This window comes from Pseudomonas abietaniphila (genome assembly GCF_900100795.1).
Classification (GTDB): Bacteria; Pseudomonadota; Gammaproteobacteria; order Pseudomonadales; family Pseudomonadaceae; genus Aquipseudomonas; species Aquipseudomonas abietaniphila.
In genome coordinates this window covers 274,445-291,778 of sequence record NZ_FNCO01000001.1, presented here as the reverse complement: position 1 = coordinate 291,778, position 17,334 = coordinate 274,445, and the positions used below count along the sequence as shown (strand labels likewise).

Below are 17,334 nucleotides of genomic sequence, written 5' to 3'. Positions count from 1 at the left end.
ACGCGATGCACGATGACTCTACTGGTCGCACGTCAAGAGAGGTCATGCAACGAAGGGGCTGGCAGGTCATCGGGGGATGATCACGGTTGCATCCTACGCCAAGCCGAACACTTAAGCCACGCTGTAACTCACTCACTTTAACGCCGCACCTGCACGACCTGTGCAGCCGTTAGAGTGTGCGCGACACACACTAAAGAGCCGGCAACACCGAGCACCCGAACAACTTACACAATAAGCACCAGAGTCCTAGTCAAGCCTTCCGCTTGATCGTTGTAATAACAGTCACACGATAACGCCAGCGAGGCCAGCGGCCCCTGCGCTTAATTAGTCGGTATATGACGCTTTCAATAACAAAGAGCAACCGCTATGACTGAACATTCCGTAAGTTTTCATGCACCCACTCAATATATAAACATCAGTGGCAGGACGCTCGCTTACAGAACGTTTGGACAAGGCACACCTCTCGTACTTTGCGTCAGGTTTCGCGGAACAATGGAATCGTGGGACCCGGTATTTCTCGACGGCCTCGCGCAGCAGGGTTTCCAGGTCACGGTATTCGACTACAGCGGCCTGGGGCGATCCACGGGTGAAAAAAGTTACAACCCGGGCGTGCTGGCGAAGGACACCATTGAGCTGATCACCGCGTTGGGATTAGGAAAGGTTGCCCTCGGCGGCTGGTCGATCGGGGGTGTCGCGGCGCAAATTGTCCTCGCCCAAGCGCCTCAACTCGTCAGCCATCTGGTGCTGATCGCAACAACGCCTCCAGGCAAGCTGGCCAAAATGGGCGAGCCGCTTTTTTACGAACTGGCCAAGCGCGAAAACGACTTCGAGGATTTCGTCAGTCTGTTCTTCGAGCCCGACTCAGCCTCCAGCAGAGCCGCCGCTGAGCGTTCGTGGGCGCGGCTTGCGTCGAACAGAGAAGACGCAAGCCCCGCCGTTCCTCACGAATGGGCGGGCGCGCAGCTGGGCGACGGGCCCAAGAATCCGGTGTTCCCGGTCGATGCCGTGCTCCATGTACTGAAAACGACGGACATTCCGGTCCTGCACCTTGGGGCCGATCACGACATCGCGTTCCCGGTGGAGAACTGGTACGCCCTCAGCGATCAGCTACCCACCCTGCACATCGTGACCTTCCCCAGTTCCGGGCATGGCCCACAACTGCAGTACCCACGCACTGCGGCCAAACACATCGCGGCTTTCGTCGACGCTTCGAATGACTGATGCCTGAGCAATCGGGCCACCGTTCGAGCAACCGGACTGCTGGCCCCCTTTAACTTCCAGCAAGACGGCAACGGACTGCTTCTTCTCGCACCTGCGAAGGAGATCCGACATGCAGAACCGTGGCCGATGCCGCTGGCGAATCACTGAACACAACCCTTGGCGCTCGGCTCTCGCGCGTTCAAGCCCTCTCGTGCACGCGATGAAAAGCCACGCCTTTGGCCCGCAAGCGTGTGCGAACGCCCAACAACACACCCTTGCATTCAGGTGACATATGACAACCCGCACGACTTACAGAGCAGTTGTGGCAACCGCACCCGGTCAACTTGAACTGGTGGAACGCCCGGTTCCAACGCCCGGGCCCGGCCAGGTCCGCATTGAGGTTGAAGCCTGTGGCGTTTGCCATTCGGACAGCGCCACGGTTGAAGGTTTTGCAGGCGTCCCCTACCCCCGCGTGCCTGGGCATGAAGTCATCGGGCGCATCGACGCCGTGGGGGATGGCGTTCATGAATGGCGCGTGGGCCAGCGCGTCGGCGTGGGCTTTCTTGCGGGCGAAGACGGCACTTGCCCGTCCTGCCGCCAAGGTGACCCGGTCACTTGCCAAAACCCGGTGATCACCGGCATGACCACCGATGGCGGCTACGCCGAAATCATGCTCGCTGAAGCACGCGGGCTGGTGAAGGTGCCGGAAGACCTCGACGCTGCGCAAGCCGCTCCTCTGCTGTGTGCAGGCCTCACCACGTTCAACGCACTCCGTCACTCGGGTGCCCAAGCGGGTGATGTGGTGGCCATTCACGGGCTTGGCGGCCTGGGTCACTTGGGGGTGCAGTTCGCCCGCAAGATGGGTTTCCACACCGTGGCCATCGCGCGCGGGGCGAACAAGGCAGCGCTGGCGTTATCCCTGGGGGCCCATCGATACATCGACGCCACGGTAGAAGACGTCGCCGCCGTATTGCGCTCCATGGGCGGCGCACGCGTCGTGCTCGGCACCGCCCCGACCGCACAGGGCATGGCGCAGACCATCCCGGGCCTGTCGCCACGTGGTCAGCTGGTGGTGGTCGCCGTACCGGGCGAGCCTATCAGCGTCAACGCCACGGATCTGATCTTCGGCGCACGCTCCGTCGCCGGCGCACTCACCGGCACGGTGGCGGACAACGAGCAGACACTCGCTTTCGCCAACCTTCAAGACATTCGCGCGCAGGTTGAGACCTTCCCCCTCGAACAGGCGCAAGAGGCCTACGACCGAATGATGCGCGCGGACGTTCGGCTGCGTGCGGTTCTGGTCATGAAACCGTCGTCACCTCAACACCCATGAGATAGCCGCAGTCGGCGTCCATGGGGAGACATCCCGGGCGCCGATTTCCACGGATGATTCCGAGGCCACTCAGGCCGTTATTTGAAAACCCGCTGACATTGAGATCTGGAGATTCACCATGGCACGTTTTACCTCTGTTCCCGCAGACCAAGCCACCGGCGCAACGGCAGACATCTACGCTGGCATCAAAAAATCGTTGGGCAAGGTCCCTAACGCCTACGCCACCCTCGCAACCCTGGCACCTGCTGCGCTCCAGGCGATGCTGGCGGCCGATAAAGTGCTGTCCGGCGGCCCTCTGAGCAAACCCGATCAGGAAACCATCAAGCTGGTGATCAGTGAACTGGCCGGCTGTGACTACTGTGTGGCGGCCCACAGCATGGTCGGCAAAATGGTCGGGCTCTCCGTTGAGGCCATGCACCGCATTCGTGAAGGCCAAGTGACCGGGGACACCAAGCGAGATGCCCTCGTGGCGTTCGTTCGTCATCTGGCGCTCAACCCCGGCACACTTCCTGATGTTCAGGTGCAGGCGCTGCAGGAAGCCGGCTACAGCGGGGAAGAAGTCGTTCACATCGGACTGGCGATCTCCGTGATCACCTTTACCAACGTGTTCAATCGCATCAACGACACCACCGTCGATTTCCCCAAGCCCGAGTAACCGCCTGAGCGGCATCAGGCCTCAAGGACTCAGCCCATGAGTACGTTCCAGAACCTGCTATCGAACGATCCCGCCCTCGAGGCGGCATGCAGGGCATTCGCTATCCCGGACCGAGTACCCGCCACGGCGCAAGAAAGGGCCTTTCTCGACACGGCGACCTGCTCCCGGCTCAAGGTCGATGCGCGAGACATCGTGTATTGGACCCTCGGAAAGGGCCCCCGCGTTCTGCTCGTGCATGGCTGGTGCAGTCGCGGTTCGCACCTCATGGGCTTTGTAGAACCCTTGCTCGCGGCAGGGTTCTCTGTGGTCTTGTTCGATGCGCCCGCCCACGGTGACTCCGAGGGCGCTGTCTCGAGCATGATCCACGCCGGCAGGACTGCCTTGGCGCTTGCCCAGGTGCTCGGCGACTTCCATTCACTGATCAGTCATTCGGGTGGGTCGACGGCGGCGCTGTGGGCATTGGCAAACGGCCTGTCGGTAGAGAAAAGCGTCCACATCTGTGGCCCTTGCTCCATGAAGCAGGTCGTGATCGGCAGCGCCCACGCCCATGGGCTCGATGACACACAAGCCAAGGCCTTTCAACGCTGGGCAGAAGCGTTCACACGCGTCAGCCTGGATTCTGCAGATCTTCCGGCGCTGACCGCCGGGCTTTGCCATCAGGGCTTTATTGTTCATGACACGGGTGACCGCGTCGTAAGCGTCACGCAGTCACAAGCACTCCAGAGTGCCTGGGCGAACTCAACGCTGCTTATCACAGAGGGGCTTGGGCATCGCAGGATTCTCAGCGACCCTCAGACCATCACCTCCATTGTCGGGTTTGTATCCATTGAGCATTAACGCCATACCCACTTTGAAAAAGGTGATCCCCTGGAAAGCCGAAAGCCTATTGAGGGCGGCCGAATGACACCACCGATCAGTTCCGTCGAGGCCGAGGTATTCGAGCGTTTTCACGACGCCGTTTTTGTGCGTGACATGGAGGGGAATATCCATTTCTGGAATTCAGCCGCCGCTGCCCTGTACGGATGGCCCTCACACTCGGCGTTGGGCACCAGCGCCCGGGCCTTGCTTCAATGCAGGCACGAGAAAGAAACCTACGACGGTGTTGACGCGCTGCTGTTGGAGCACGGCTATTGGGAAGGCGAACTTTCCCGGCTGACCGGCAATGGATCCCGCCGCCTTGTGAACGCCCGCTGGTCACTGCGCAGGGACGCGGCGGGTCATCCCGTGGGTGTTCTGGAGACCGGCTATGACATTTCTTTGGCAAAAGAGACAGAGCTGCATCTGAAGGCCACCGAATACCGTTACCGTAATCTGTTCCAGGCCATGGCCGCCTCATTCTGGGAGCTTGATTTCACGGCGGTCGGACCCAAAATCCGCGCGCTACTCGACGCCGGCGTTCGCGATCTCGAAGCACACTTCCTGGCCCACCCTGAAGTCGTTCGCGACTTCATGCACAGCACCCAGGTGGTCGATTTGAACGACCACAGCGTCCGACTGTTCGGCCGCGGTGATCGTACCGAGATGTTAGGTGCGATCGATCGTTACTGGCCTGACGAAAGCATTCAGGTTTATGCCCGCTGCGTCGCCAAATCCCTGACCGGGCAACCTAACAACATTGAGGTCACGCGGTTAAGAACCCTTGAAGACAAGGAATTCGAATGCCTGTTTACCGCGTGCTTCTCCAAAGAGAACATTGCTCGCGGCGTGATTCTGATTGGCATCATTGACCTGTCGGAACTGGCCGAGGCGCGCCACGCACTGGAGATCATGCAGACAGAACTGGCGCATGTGGCACGCATTTCTATACTGGGCGAATTGAGCGCGTCCATCACCCACGAGATCAACCAGCCACTGACTTCGATATCGACCTATGCGCAAGCCGGACTGCGCTGGCTGCAAAGGCCGGAGCCTGATTTGCGAGAGGTCGAAAACGCGCTGTTGCAGATCGTTGACGAAGCCCAGCGCACCAACGATGTGATTTCGCGTATCCGCAGCATGGCCCTGCGCAGACCGGCTCAAGAAACGGCTCTTGCGTTGAACGAGGTGATTCAGGATTCACTTCAATTCACTGACCATGAGCTGCGCAAGAATTCGGTAAGGCTTACGACCGATCTGGCGATATCATTACCGCCTGTGCGCGCTGACCGGGTGCTGATGCAGCAAGTGATCGTCAATCTGGTCATGAACGCCGCGCAAGCCATGGCCTGTGCGAACTCAACGACCCGCGAACTGACGGTCAGGAGCGAGGTTGTTGGCGCTAACGAAGTCCGGCTCGAGGTACTGGACAGTGGACCCGGCATCGCGCCCGGGCTCGAAGGGAAACTGTTTGACAGCTTCTTTACCACCAAAGCCACAGGAATGGGGATGGGGCTGCCTATCTGTCGGTCGATCATCGAGGCCGCCGGGGGGCTGATCCAACTCGCAAACAGGGATGACGGCAAGGGGGGCGCCAAGGTAGCCTTCACATTGCCTGCGTTACCGCACTCGAGCGCTCTCGGTCGCGGGTTTCCACACGTTTCACCCTAAAAAAGACCGCCCTGGTCGATGACACGGGGCGAAGTCGAATAAACCAAGCTTTGCGCCCATGCCTGATTCAGCGTTCCGGCATGGGCGTCTACCGTGATGAACGCCAGAGGTAGCGATGCAAAAATTAATGGTTAATGGCGTAGAGCATCAGTTGGATGTCCCCGATGACATGCCGCTGCTCTGGGTCTTGCGGGATGTGATGGGACTGACCGGCACCAAATACGGCTGTGGCATCGCCCAATGCGGCGTGTGCACGGTGCACCTGGACGGCCATGCAACGCGGTCCTGCGTGTTGCCCGTCAGTGCGGTGGCGGGCCGGCAGGTCACCACGATCGAAAGCGTCGGTGAGCAGCCAGTCGGCCAGGCCGTGCAGAAAGCCTGGCTGGAGCATGAGGTCGTGCAATGCGGTTACTGCCAGTCGGGACAGATCATGTCCGCGGTCGCGCTGTTGACCGAACACCCCAAGGCCAGCGATGAGCAGATCGTCGATGCGATGTCCGGCAACCTGTGCCGTTGCGCAACGTACACGCGCATCCGCGCGGCCATCAAAAGCGTCAGCCAGGCGTGAGGGAATGACCATGTCCGACAATCAATCGTCCCCTGCCCTGCTTTCACGTCGTGGCCTGCTCAAGGGCGGTGCCGCCCTGAGCGGTCTGATCATCAGCGCCTACTTGCCGCCCATGGTGTCTCGCAGCTTTGCGGCGGATGTCGTCAAGGGTGCCAATCTGGGCGATGGCGCGGAAAAAGGCTACGGTGCATTCGTGCGCATCGACCACACCGGCGCGGTCACCGTCATCTCGCCGAAGATCGAAATGGGCCAAGGGGTTCAGACCGGCATCGCCATGATGGTCGCCGAGGAGCTTGAAGTGCCCTTGAGCCAGGTCACCATCGCTGAAGCCCCGCCCAATGCGGCCTTGTATACCGACCCGCTGCTGACGTTCCAGGCCACCGGCGGCTCCACCTCGACGCGCTATACCTGGGAGCCGTTGCGCAAGGCCGGTGCTGGCGCGCGCATGGTGCTGATTCAGGCGGCCGCTTTGCGCTGGAACGTTGCCCCGAGTCTGTGCCGCGCCGAAAACGGCAGGGTATTGGGCCCGAACAATCAAAGCGCCGGCTACGGCGAACTGGTCGATGCCGCTGCGGCCCTTCCACTGCCGACCGACATTCCACTCAAGCCCATCAATACGTTCAAGCTGCTGGGCAAATCCGCGCAGCGTCTGGACACGCCGCACAAGGTCAACGGCACCGCCAAGTTCACGATTGACCTGCAAGTGCCCGGCATGCTGATCGCGTCCACGCGGACCTGCCCTGTATCGGGCGGCACCCTGCGCAACCTCAAGAACGAAGCCGCCGCAAAAGCGATCGCCGGCGTTCGAGACGTCGTGCGGCTGGACAACGCGGTCGCGGTCACGGCGACGAACTTCTGGGCGTGCCAGCAAGCGCTCAACGCCTTGGACATCGAATGGGACATGGGGCCGCACGCAGGTCTCGACTCAGCGAAACTGGATAAATCCCTGTTCGACGCCAGCGCGGGCGACGGTGTTTTTGCGCACAAGGCAGGCGATATCGCCAGCGCACTGAAAAATGCGTCCAGCCGTTTCGAAGCGATTTACGAGCAACCCTTCCTGTCGCACTCCCCGCTCGAGCCGATGACCTGCGTCGCCCATGTTCGAGCCGATGAATGCGAGCTGTGGGTCGGCTGTCAGGCACCGGGACTGGCCCAGATGGGCGCCGCGAAAGTCTGCGGACTGCCCGTTGAAAAGGTCGTGATCCACAACCAGTTGATCGGCGGCGGCTTTGGCCGACGCCTGGAATCCGACTTCATTTTTCAAGCGGTGGACATTGCTCGCAAGCTCAGCTACCCGATCAAATTGATCTGGAGCCGCGAAGAGGACATGACCCACGACCGCTACCGTCCGCACTACGTCGATCGTCTGAACGCAGCCCTGGACAAGGACCTGCGCCCCGTCGGCTGGGAGCATCGCATCGCGGGTGCATCGGTCGTCGCCGCCTACCTTGGAGGGCTGCCCGCCGATGGCGTGGACTTTGACGCCGTGGAAGTCGCCAAAGACCCGATCTACACCCTGAAGGATTTGCAGGTTCGCTACATCCGGCACGACCCGGAGGTCATTCCGGTCTCCTGGTGGCGAGGCGTAGGCCCACTGCGCAGTACATATGCAGTGGAGTGCTTTATCGACGAATTGGCGCACAACGCCAAAGCCGACCCGGTGAACTACCGCCTTGGCTTGATGCAATCGCAACCTCGTGCCCAGGCCGTGTTGCGCAAAGCGGCGGAAATCACCGGGTGGGACAAACCTCTGCCTGCCGGATCCGGCCGTGGCGTGGCGGTGTCTGCGGTGTTTGGCAGCTTCGTTGCGACCATTGTCGAACTGGAAAAACAAGGCGCCAAAGGCCTGCGCATCAAACGCCTGGTGACAGTGATCGACTGCGGGTTTGCGAACAACCCGACCTCCGTCGCGTCGCAGATGGAAGGCGGCACCCTGTTCGGTCTTTCGGCCGCGCTGTTCAACGAAATTCTCATTGAGAACGGACAGGTCCAGCAAACCAACTTCCACCAATACCGACAAATTCGCATGAGCGATGCGCCCCCTGTCGAGGTGCATATCGTCGACAGCGTCGAGAGCCCTGGTGGCGTAGGTGAAACGGGGGCAGTCCCTGCCGCCGCAGCGTTGGTCAACGCGCTGTATGCCGCGACCGGCGTACGCGAGCGCCGCCTGCCATTGAGCCGCTCGGGCTATTTCACTGTTTAAGGAGTGCACCATGAAATTTTTCCATCATGCACTCGGGCTTGTCGCCAGTTGCCTGACCCTGAGCGTTTACGCGAATGAAACCGCCACCCTGAGCAAGGGTGAGTACCTGACGCGCGCTGCCGACTGCGTGGCTTGCCATGTCGTGCCGGGCGGTAAACCCTTCGCCGGGGGACTTGAGTTCAAGCTACCATTCGGCAGCATCTACTCACCCAACATCACCCCGGACAAAGAAACCGGCATCGGTAACTGGACCGACGACGAGTTCGTCAGCGCCTTGCAAAAAGGCGTCGGCAAGGACGGCAAACATTACTACCCGGCATTCCCGTACACGTCGTACACCCTGATGTCGCGTGAAGACATTCTGGCGATCAAGGGCTACCTGTTCAGCCTCGAACCGGTGAAGCAAGTACCGCCCGAGAACACCGTGTCGTTTCCATTCAACCAGCGCTGGGGAATGATGTTCTGGAACGCGATCTTCGCGTCCAACGAGCGGTTCACGCCCGACAGCAAGCAAAGCGCTGAATGGAACCGGGGCGCCTACCTGGTTCAAGGGCCTGGCCACTGTGGCGAATGTCACACCCCGCGCAATCTCTTCCAGGCGATGAGCTCGGGTCGGCCGCTGGCGGGCGCCGAACTGGGGAACTGGCAGGCGTACAACATCAGTTCCGATGTTCAACACGGCATCGGTGCATGGCCGGAAGACGCCCTTGTCAGCTACCTCTCCAAGGGCTACGCGCCGGGCTTTGGTGGCGCTGGCGGGCCGATGGCCGATGCGGTCGAACACAGCCTGCGTTACCTGAGCCCGGAAGACCTCAAAGCCATCGCGGTATACCTCAAGAGCACGCCGGCGCAAGCGGAAGGGATCACACGACCATCGATGGTCATGAACGATGCGGCGCTGCAAAAAGGCGTCGGCCTGAAGCTGTTCAACGACACCTGCGTCGCCTGTCACCAACTCGATGGCAGCGGACGGCAATCGCCCGCGGGCGGTCTCGCAGGCCTGAAGACCGTCAACGACCCTTCGGGTAAAAACCTGATCGCGACCCTGATCGAAGGCCACACGCCTAAGGCCATGCGAGTAGATCAGCGCATGCCCGACTTTGCCGGCAGCTACTCCAACGAGGAACTGGCGGCGGTGAGCACGTTTGTGCTGCGGCGGTTCGGTCAGTCTCAAGGACAGGTCAAACCGGAAGACATCGAAAAAAGCCGCGCCAGCGCTCTGCACTGATCGGCGCTTCAATCGAATCCCCGGCAGGTGACTGCCGGGGATTTTTTTTGTTTCATCACAAACAACGTACCACCCGTTGCTATCCCAAAAATCGCACAGACCTCCTAGTCGCAACAGGCCTGGTGATTGATCCTTACCCCTGACCCGTAACGCTTCTTGGCACGTGCTTCAACGGTGCTGACGCGCAGACATTTGCTCTGCAGCATTCAACGGTCAAGGGCCAGGAGCACGCGCTGAACATCGCTGACGAAAGGCCTTTGCTGCTGGTCCAGCGTGATGCTTCGGCCTGGCCGCAAGCATATGAATCCCGACACCATAGGAATCTCCATGAGGACAGATCAGCAGGTGACGCGAGCACTTCGCACCTTGAGCGTGGCGTATTTCGTACAGGCCGTGGGCGCTCTGTCGGTCATTGGTAGCCTGGAACCGATTGGCCGTGAATGGGGCCTCAGCAACGCTGAGGGCGCCTACCTGATGACGGCCTTCGGCATCACATTTGCGTTGGCCGCTCCGCTCCTGCAAGTGTTGCTCGGGCACCTGCACAGACAGCGCCAAGTGTTGCTCGGACTGTGCGTATTCGGGGCCGGCGCCCTCTTGTTCGCAGCCGCTCCGACCTATCCAGTACTGGTGGTTTCCCGAATCGTCATGGGATTGGGCGCCGCGTTTATAGGCCCGGTTCTGGCAGCCCTGGGCTCAAGCCTGGTCAGCAGCGAACGGCAGGGAAGCGCTATCGCCATCGTACTGCTGGGACTGAGTGTTGCAGGGTTGGCAGGCATTCCGCTGTCCAGTTGGGTGGCGTATCAAGTGGGCGTTCGCAGTCTTTTCCTGGCCATAAGCGTGGCCGCATTCGCGACCGCATTGCTGATCGCCTGGCAGGTTCCCAATCAATCCGAAGGCCAACGCGTCGCATTAAGTACCCTCTTCAAACTGCTGACCCGAGCGCATTCCCTGAGCGTGTTCGGCGTTGCTTTTTTTGTCACCGCCTCGGTTTACACCACGTATTCATTTATCGCGCCGATCGTGCATGATTTTTATAACGGGAGTGCACATGACGTCTCTATCGCCCTTCTGGTATTGGGGGTGGCCGGTGTAACCGGCAATCTCCTGGTCACTCGTCTCGCTGCGCGTCATAGCTCCGATCGCCTGCTCGTCGGCAGCATGTCAGTGCTGGCTATCTTGATGCTGGCCCTGGGGGCTGGACCGCGCTCACTGGGGTGGCTCTTCCTGATGCTCGTGATGTGGGCGCTTGCAACAGACGTCATCTGGCCGTCGCAGCAGCGAAGGGTCATCGAGCATCTGGCAGAGTACCGAGGCGCCGCATTGGCGTTGACGGCGGCGTTCGTATTCTGCGGCATCGGCAGCGGGGCCGCCGTGGCGGGCTGGGTATACCCGATCGCAGGCTTCACAGGCTTACTGGGGGCAAGCTTTGCGCTCATGGTGTTGGCTGTCGTCTGCATGCTCATCTCTGCAAAGCGGTCGCCGTTGCGTGCACAGGCGGTCTAAGCCGCCCTCCTCCATCAATGCTCAGGCTGCAATTCCTCCCGCTCTCAGTAACCGGCTCATGCTCTGCGGTGACGACAGTGCAATGTCCAACTCGCGCATGGGTCCGAGAACGGTGAACAATATGTCGCTGCGGGCGACACCCATTGAGCGTGGGCTTTTGACGTGGCCGCTTTTACTCTGTCGTTCGACATAATTATATCGTTGGCTCAATACGCCCCTTGCTCGCCCCTTCGCGGTTTGCCTGATCTATCTTCTCCATGAAAACTCTCGGTGTCCAGCCTTGCAATATCCCATCGAGCAGGTGTTGATCCAACATATCAAGCCCTACATCGGCAGCACCCTCGATTAGTTTTCCACCTGCGGCACCAAGCATCGCGGCAGCAGGGCCTCCCACCAGCGCGCCCACCCCCATTCCAATAGCTGACATCGTGATCGTCTTGGTCATCTTCCCAACGCCTGTATGAAGAAAGCCTTGCGGCTTAAGGATCGCTTCATAATAAGCCCTGAGCACTTCCTCTGAATCCACTTCATCGCTCAAGTCGGACAGCCAAGATCTAAATTTCTTTGCGTAGCCTTTATTTCGGATTTTGACAAGCTTTGCGAACGGATCGACAGAGTTGTGGTACATGGACTTTAAGTCAGGAATATTCTCATATTCTGCAATACGGCAGAAGTTATTCATAGCAGAGCTAGCTGCGTTAAATCTATTACTCGACGTTGTGAGGTAATCGTGATACTCCACCTTGGACACAGAGCTCAATTGGTTATCCAGAAGGTAAATATATTCCAAAATACTGTCGGCGTGTTTAGCCAACCCACCAATGAGATGATGTGGGATATCCCGATAAGCTACTTGTTTGGAGTCAAATCCATATACATCAAGCCGCCCACTGCTGTAGGCCGATACTGCAAGGCCCACGGCTTGCTGAGGAAGCTCATCATCAGTAATTTGGTATTTATCACGTAGCTTTCGAACAAAAGCACGGCGCTTGGACCGCTTCAAAGGTTTTTTTAGCCACTGCAAGCCCAGTTCTAAAGATTGCTCAGGATCAGAATGCGCAGGGCTTGAAGTGTTTCCATAGCTCAGAGGATCTAAACCCTCAATCTTGTCAACGAAATGGGTCACTAGCGGCTTCCATAGCACAAACCCCAAGGCATCCTGCTCAATGAGTTCTTCAAATGCCCTTTCGCCCATAGTGCCGATCAGATAGGCTAAAGGAATATTTTCTCCATACACTTTAAACATTGTTTTTTCGAAAATCATCAGATTTTCAAAAGTGGAGGCATCAACCTGCATCTTCCTAGGAACAAAGACGGCAAATTCTTCCTTCGAAACCTGTCGATTACTATCTAGATATTTGCGACAAAAGTCATTCAAATCGCAATAAAAAGCATTTATAGCTGACATACAATAGCCGCTCCCTGTTTGACAACAACCACTACGCTTAGTGGATCATGTGCACTCATTCATACTTTTAACACACCCTACCAAAATGGCTCCTTCCATAATGCACGGCTACAAATTCAAAGCACTGAATCTAAATTTTAGTTTGTGCTTACCTGGATGCTTAGACAGATTTTGAGCTGGACCATCAGCAGTGAACAAATTCGAAAGCACCGTAAGCAACGCCCTACCCCAGCACCAGCCTTTAACCTAGCCGCCTTCTACGTTGAGCCTGAAGCTTGTGAGTAGTGAGGTTAATACGCTTTTTGGTCAGCCTGGCGCCCCTACCCAGCGTAAGCCCCTGCGGAGCGATTTATCCGATCTGTCGCGTCGACCGGTTGAATCCACAGTTGATAGCTGCCTGCGTTCGATGATTGCTAGCGCCCGAAGCAGGCGATGCACACGCCCGCCCGTTTGGACAACCAGTGTTCAAACCAGCCCACCTCCATCACCCCTCAGGCTGCACCAGCTTCTCCCCACCCTCAGTCACCAGCACCATGCTCTGCGGGGACGACAACGCAACACCCAACTCGCGCAGCCTTCCGAGGACGGTGAACAGCAAGTCGCTGCGGGCGCCGCCCACTGAACGCGGGCTGTTGACGTAGCCGCTGACGGCGATGATCACGCCGGTGTTCGTCAGGTCCTTGAAGGACACCGAGGGCTCAGGGGTGTCGAGTATCGCCTCGTGCTCGGTGAACGCTTGCAGCAGCAGTTCGCGGATTTTCAGTACGTCGGTGTCCAGCGGCAGGGTCAGGGTGATGCCGACCACGCCCAGTGCATTGCCCATGGTGACGTTGCGCACGTTCTGGGTGATGAATTGCGAGTTGGGCACGATCACGGTGGAGCGGTCGGACATCTGGATTTCCGTCGCACGCACGTTGATCCGGCGGATGTCCCCTTCCACGCCGGCGAGGCTGACCCAGTCGCCCACTTTGACCGGCCGCTCGGTGAGCAGAATCAGCCCGGAAATGAAGTTCTGCACGATGGCTTGCAGGCCGAAACCGATACCCACGGACAGCGCACTGACCACCCACGTCAGGTTGGTGAGGCTGACATTCAACGTGGACATCACGACGATCGCGAGCAGGACGACGCCGATGTAACCGACCAGCGTCACCAACGACGCGCGCATGCCGGCGTCCATGTTGGTTTCCGGCAGCAGCCGTTCGGCCAGCCAGTCCTTGAGAATCCGGATGCCCAGCATCCCGACTATCAGAACGCCGATGGCCAACAGGATGTCGCTGGGCGCGATGGTCAATCCACCCAGGGGTTTGTTGCCGAAATCCAGCTGAGTGAAGCCTTCGAGCAATTCGCCTGGGCTGGAACCCGACGGCATAAAGGCGAGCACGACCGCGGTGAACAACAGCAAAGTCCGGCCAATGCCCGCGAGCGCGGTGCTCGCTTGCGCCTGATGACGCGGCGAGAGGCCCAGCGCGCTGCCCAGCGCCTCGCCACCGGGTTGTTTGGGCGACAGGAGGGTTTCGCAGATGTCACCAAAACAGGCAATCAGGAGATAACCGGTGGCAGACACCACGCTTATCCAGAGCAATTTCACCGTCAGGAAGTACGCCAGCGTGAGGTAGCCGGCCAGCAACGCCAATAGACTGAACCCCACCCAGACCGCCACCACGAATGGAATCAGGCCGGCGAAACCGGGCAGACGTTCCAGACCCTGCTTGCGGCGGGTTCGGCGATAGCGCAACAAGGTGAAGAAGAACACCAGCGAAACCGCCAGCGCGGTCAGACCGTTCACCGCCACGGTCAGCGCCAGGCTGCTGGCGATCACGCTGTTGATCCGCTCTTGGGTCCCGATGATGACCAGCGCCAGCGCCAGCAACACGGGAAAATGGCCGATGGCCTCGGCGATTGGGTCCGGTATCTGCGGCAGGCGCCACGAGGGGTGAGGAAGCATCAACAGCCCGCGACCGAGGCCGACGATGAAGGCGCAGAAAATGATCAGCGTCTGCATCTGGTCAAGCAGGTTCACCACGTCAGCGCTCAGTACCGCATTGGTTTCAATGCCCCAATGCAGCAAGGACGTCGCCGCGCCGATGGTCAGAACGGTTGTGAGCCCGACCGTCAGCGCCAGTGCACTGCGTCGCAGGCGCCCCTCGGGCAGCCAGCGGATCATCAACCAGATCAGCAGATGCTCCATCAGGCGCCGGCCGGCGACCCAGATCAGCAACGCACCGACCAAAACGCCGAAGAAGAAAAACCGCTTGCCCGGCGCCAGCGCGGTGCTGGAGGCGCTCTTGATATCGTCGAACAGCCCACGTAAACGGCCCAGGTCGTCGTCGGTCGGGCGGATCATCGTTGACCAGAACACCGTGCTGAGCGGACTGGCCGAGCGCGCAGTGATCTGAGAGTCGAAGAGGCTGCGGCGCAGGCTGAAAATCTGGCTGGCCAGGTCGCGAGCCGACTGACTCAGGGTGTTGGTCTGACGCTGATCGTCCACCAGCGCATTTTTCTTCGCGGTCAGCGCTTTTCGCTGGCTGCTGATGGTGGGCGGCTCGTCGGGCTGTGGCGCCCCGAGAATGTTCAGTTGGTCATTCAGGTGTTCAATGCTGGTGGCTTGCTGGGCAATGAGCGTATCGGCCTGCTTCTGCACCTGAAGCGCGGCCTGACGCAAGTCCGAGAGCCCGTCGTCATTGGCGCTGCCCGACACTTTTTGCCGGATCTGATCGAGTTGATCGTTGAGCTGCTCCAGCGTCGGTCCCTCGGCGGGGGCCTGTAACGCATTGAGTTCGTTATCGGGAGCAGGACTCGATTGAGCGAAGGCTGGCAGGGTGACGCACATGGCCATCAGGACGAGCAGTCCAACAAAAAAGCGGTTCAGCGAGACGGGCTGCATTCTCATTACCTGTTCTGGGCGGTGGCACGAAAGCCTGCCTGCCCCGGGTGCCAATAGATTCGGACGCCAGTTTAGGGAAGTCGGGTCGTGGCCGCATCACCGCTAATCCATTTCACGGGTGATTGGTGAAATGAAACTGCGGCGCCGCCTGCTCCGCTCTGTATTTGAGCCATGCCAAAGGTCAGGGATCATCGGGAGGGTCAGCGACTTCACACTGGCGATCGGGGTACGCTCACCGAGGCGTTTTTAATGCGTTAACCGCGAAACCCGCGACCGCTTTCAACTGATCGGTAGTCATTCCACCTTTGGCACTGACTTTCATCCCGTTCAATGTAGAAAGCAGAAAATCACAGGCGCTCTGGATGTCGGTGCTCGGTGGGACTTCGTCCATCTCCACCCCTCGCGTAAGCGTATGCGCGAGGGCTTCACGCAACGTTTGGCCTGCGCTCAAGTGGAGTTCATTAAGCTCAGCATCGCTCAAGCCGAATTCGCAGACCGCGTTGACCGCCATGCACCCAGCCGAACCTTCACGCTCCGTGCGCGATGCAAATGACAGCAAGGTGTTGTACAGCGACTCCATCGGCGTGGCGTCTTTACCCAGACGCCAGACGAGGTCTGTGATGCTGTTGGCCTGGTACTGCTTCATCGCTTCGACGTATAACTCGCGCTTGTCTCCAAACGCGTTGTACATACTCTGTCGACTCAACCCCATTGCTTTCATCAACTCATCCGTCGATGCAGCCGCAAACCCCTTTTCACAGAACACATTAATCGCCTGAAGCAATGCCTGGTCACGGTCGAATTGTCTCGGTCTTGCCACAGCCATTGCCTCGAGGATTAAACACTCAACTTAGAGGGATCAGGCCAGGAAACCACCATCGGCGGTCAAGCTGGCCCCCGTTACGAACGACGCTTCATCACTGGCGAGGTAGGCTGCCAGGCTGGCGATTTCATCGGGAGTACCCAGACGGCCCAGTGGAACCAGGCCGATGACCTGGTCGATGTACGGCGCGTCCGCGGGATTCATGTCAGTGGCCGTCGGGCCGGGCTGGATATTGTTGACGGTGATGCCACGTGCCGCGAAATCAAGCGCCAGCCCGCGGATCATACCGCCGATCGCCGCCTTGGTCATGGAGTACGCACTTGCACCCGCGAAGCCAGCGCGCTGCCCCGAGACGCTGCCGATACTGATGATGCGGTCTCCTCGCTTGAGATAACCGGAGGCGGCTTTGGCCGCTACATAGGTGGCACGGACGTTGATGGCGTACATGTCGTCAAGCGCCTCGACACTGAACTCGTCAACAGTCCCCATACCCAGAACTCCCGCGTTGTTGACCAGGATATTCAACGCACCAAAGTGTTCGACCGTCGTGACCACCGCCTGCTCGATGTCCTGGATCACCTTGCTATCCGCCTTGATTGCCAACGCACGACCGCCCTCGGCAGCAATGTCCCTGGCCAGTGCCTGGGCTTGATCGGCCGCAGCGGAATAAGTGAACGCGACCGCCGCGCCCTCCTTCGCCAGTCGACGAACGATAGCGGCGCCGATGCCGCGAGAGCCACCGGTGACTAGGGCGATTTTTCCGGTAAAACGGTGAGCATAAACGGTCATATCAACACTACCTTAAAATGGATTAATTAATCTATAACGAAGTCATTAGAACTGTCCGCTCCAATGAAAGCAATGGCTGGTAGATAAATTAATCCATAAATCAGCTGTTCGATCGGACCCCACCCTCTCTCCTGCTTCGAGGGCTTGCGAAACAGCCTGAGGCAAGCGGCCGAGTACCCGCTTGTCTGCTGCCGTTCTTGAGAGCAAGCCT

Annotated in this window: 13 protein-coding genes; 9 read left to right on the top strand and 4 right to left on the bottom strand. The window is 59.2% G+C overall.

Annotated features, from left to right (window positions below; genetic code table 11):
- The first annotated feature begins 366 nt into the window (after positions 1–366).
- From BLS87_RS01130 to BLS87_RS01090, 9 genes are all read left to right on the top strand, one after another.
- Positions 367–1,221 carry an alpha/beta fold hydrolase gene (locus tag BLS87_RS01130; protein ID WP_074749562.1) on the top strand — a complete coding sequence of 285 codons (855 nt, stop codon included), beginning with the start codon at positions 367–369 and terminating at the stop codon, positions 1,219–1,221.
- Between the two features lie 301 nt (positions 1,222–1,522).
- Complete coding sequence (locus BLS87_RS01125; protein WP_244165772.1) at positions 1,523–2,533, top strand: alcohol dehydrogenase catalytic domain-containing protein; 1,011 nt, start codon at positions 1,523–1,525, stop codon at positions 2,531–2,533.
- Positions 2,534–2,651: 118 nt separating this feature from the next.
- Positions 2,652–3,188: a carboxymuconolactone decarboxylase family protein gene (locus BLS87_RS01120; RefSeq protein WP_074749560.1), complete on the top strand. Its 537-nt coding sequence runs from the start codon at positions 2,652–2,654 to the stop codon at positions 3,186–3,188.
- Between the two features lie 36 nt (positions 3,189–3,224).
- Complete coding sequence (locus BLS87_RS01115; RefSeq protein ID WP_074749559.1) at positions 3,225–4,025, top strand: alpha/beta fold hydrolase; 801 nt, start codon at positions 3,225–3,227, stop codon at positions 4,023–4,025.
- Between the two features lie 63 nt (positions 4,026–4,088).
- Positions 4,089–5,714: a PAS domain-containing sensor histidine kinase gene (locus BLS87_RS01110; protein WP_074749558.1), complete on the top strand. Its 1,626-nt coding sequence runs from the start codon at positions 4,089–4,091 to the stop codon at positions 5,712–5,714.
- A gap of 115 nt (positions 5,715–5,829) precedes the next feature.
- Positions 5,830–6,282: a (2Fe-2S)-binding protein gene (locus BLS87_RS01105; protein ID WP_074749557.1), complete on the top strand. Its 453-nt coding sequence runs from the start codon at positions 5,830–5,832 to the stop codon at positions 6,280–6,282.
- A 10-nt stretch (positions 6,283–6,292) separates the two neighbouring features.
- Positions 6,293–8,485 carry a xanthine dehydrogenase family protein molybdopterin-binding subunit gene (locus BLS87_RS01100; protein ID WP_074750204.1) on the top strand — a complete coding sequence of 731 codons (2,193 nt, stop codon included), beginning with the start codon at positions 6,293–6,295 and terminating at the stop codon, positions 8,483–8,485.
- 10 nt (positions 8,486–8,495) lie between these two features.
- Complete coding sequence (locus tag BLS87_RS01095) at positions 8,496–9,713, top strand: cytochrome c (RefSeq protein ID WP_074749556.1); 1,218 nt, start codon at positions 8,496–8,498, stop codon at positions 9,711–9,713.
- 300 nt (positions 9,714–10,013) lie between these two features.
- Positions 10,014–11,216, top strand: coding sequence for an MFS transporter (locus BLS87_RS01090; RefSeq protein ID WP_244165771.1), 1,203 nt, complete (start codon positions 10,014–10,016; stop codon positions 11,214–11,216).
- Between the two features lie 193 nt (positions 11,217–11,409).
- Here the strand turns inward: BLS87_RS01090 and BLS87_RS01085 are convergent, their stop codons facing one another.
- The 4 genes from BLS87_RS01085 to BLS87_RS01070 all read right to left on the bottom strand — a co-directional run bounded on the left by BLS87_RS01085 (position 11,410) and on the right by BLS87_RS01070 (position 17,123).
- Positions 11,410–12,624 carry a hypothetical protein gene (locus tag BLS87_RS01085; protein WP_074749554.1) on the bottom strand — a complete coding sequence of 405 codons (1,215 nt, stop codon included), beginning with the start codon at positions 12,622–12,624 and terminating at the stop codon, positions 11,410–11,412.
- 484 nt (positions 12,625–13,108) lie between these two features.
- Entirely contained in the window at positions 13,109–15,511 is a 2,403-nt protein-coding gene (locus BLS87_RS01080; protein ID WP_074749553.1) for a DUF3772 domain-containing protein, read from the bottom strand.
- Between the two features lie 232 nt (positions 15,512–15,743).
- Positions 15,744–16,331, bottom strand: coding sequence for a TetR/AcrR family transcriptional regulator (locus BLS87_RS01075; protein WP_074750202.1), 588 nt, complete (start codon positions 16,329–16,331; stop codon positions 15,744–15,746).
- A gap of 39 nt (positions 16,332–16,370) precedes the next feature.
- Positions 16,371–17,123, bottom strand: a complete 753-nt coding sequence (locus BLS87_RS01070) for an SDR family oxidoreductase (RefSeq protein WP_074749552.1) — start codon at positions 17,121–17,123, stop codon at positions 16,371–16,373.
- Positions 17,124–17,334: the final 211 nt, after the last annotated feature.

What these genes read in the sequence shown, in the direction of transcription:
- BLS87_RS01130 (WP_074749562.1), top strand. Translation starts at nt 367, where the DNA reads ATGACTGAACATTCCGTAAGTTTTCATGCACCCACTCAATATATAAAC.
- BLS87_RS01120 (WP_074749560.1), top strand. Translation starts at nt 2,652, where the DNA reads ATGGCACGTTTTACCTCTGTTCCCGCAGACCAAGCCACCGGCGCAACG.
- BLS87_RS01115 (WP_074749559.1), top strand. Translation starts at nt 3,225, where the DNA reads ATGAGTACGTTCCAGAACCTGCTATCGAACGATCCCGCCCTCGAGGCG.
- BLS87_RS01110 (WP_074749558.1), top strand. Translation starts at nt 4,089, where the DNA reads ATGACACCACCGATCAGTTCCGTCGAGGCCGAGGTATTCGAGCGTTTT.
- BLS87_RS01105 (WP_074749557.1), top strand. Translation starts at nt 5,830, where the DNA reads ATGCAAAAATTAATGGTTAATGGCGTAGAGCATCAGTTGGATGTCCCC.
- BLS87_RS01100 (WP_074750204.1), top strand. Translation starts at nt 6,293, where the DNA reads ATGTCCGACAATCAATCGTCCCCTGCCCTGCTTTCACGTCGTGGCCTG.
- BLS87_RS01095 (WP_074749556.1), top strand. Translation starts at nt 8,496, where the DNA reads ATGAAATTTTTCCATCATGCACTCGGGCTTGTCGCCAGTTGCCTGACC.
- BLS87_RS01090 (WP_244165771.1), top strand. Translation starts at nt 10,014, where the DNA reads ATGAATCCCGACACCATAGGAATCTCCATGAGGACAGATCAGCAGGTG.
- BLS87_RS01085 (WP_074749554.1), bottom strand. Translation starts at nt 12,624, where the DNA reads ATGTCAGCTATAAATGCTTTTTATTGCGATTTGAATGACTTTTGTCGC.
- BLS87_RS01080 (WP_074749553.1), bottom strand. Translation starts at nt 15,511, where the DNA reads ATGCAGCCCGTCTCGCTGAACCGCTTTTTTGTTGGACTGCTCGTCCTG.
- BLS87_RS01070 (WP_074749552.1), bottom strand. Translation starts at nt 17,123, where the DNA reads ATGACCGTTTATGCTCACCGTTTTACCGGAAAAATCGCCCTAGTCACC.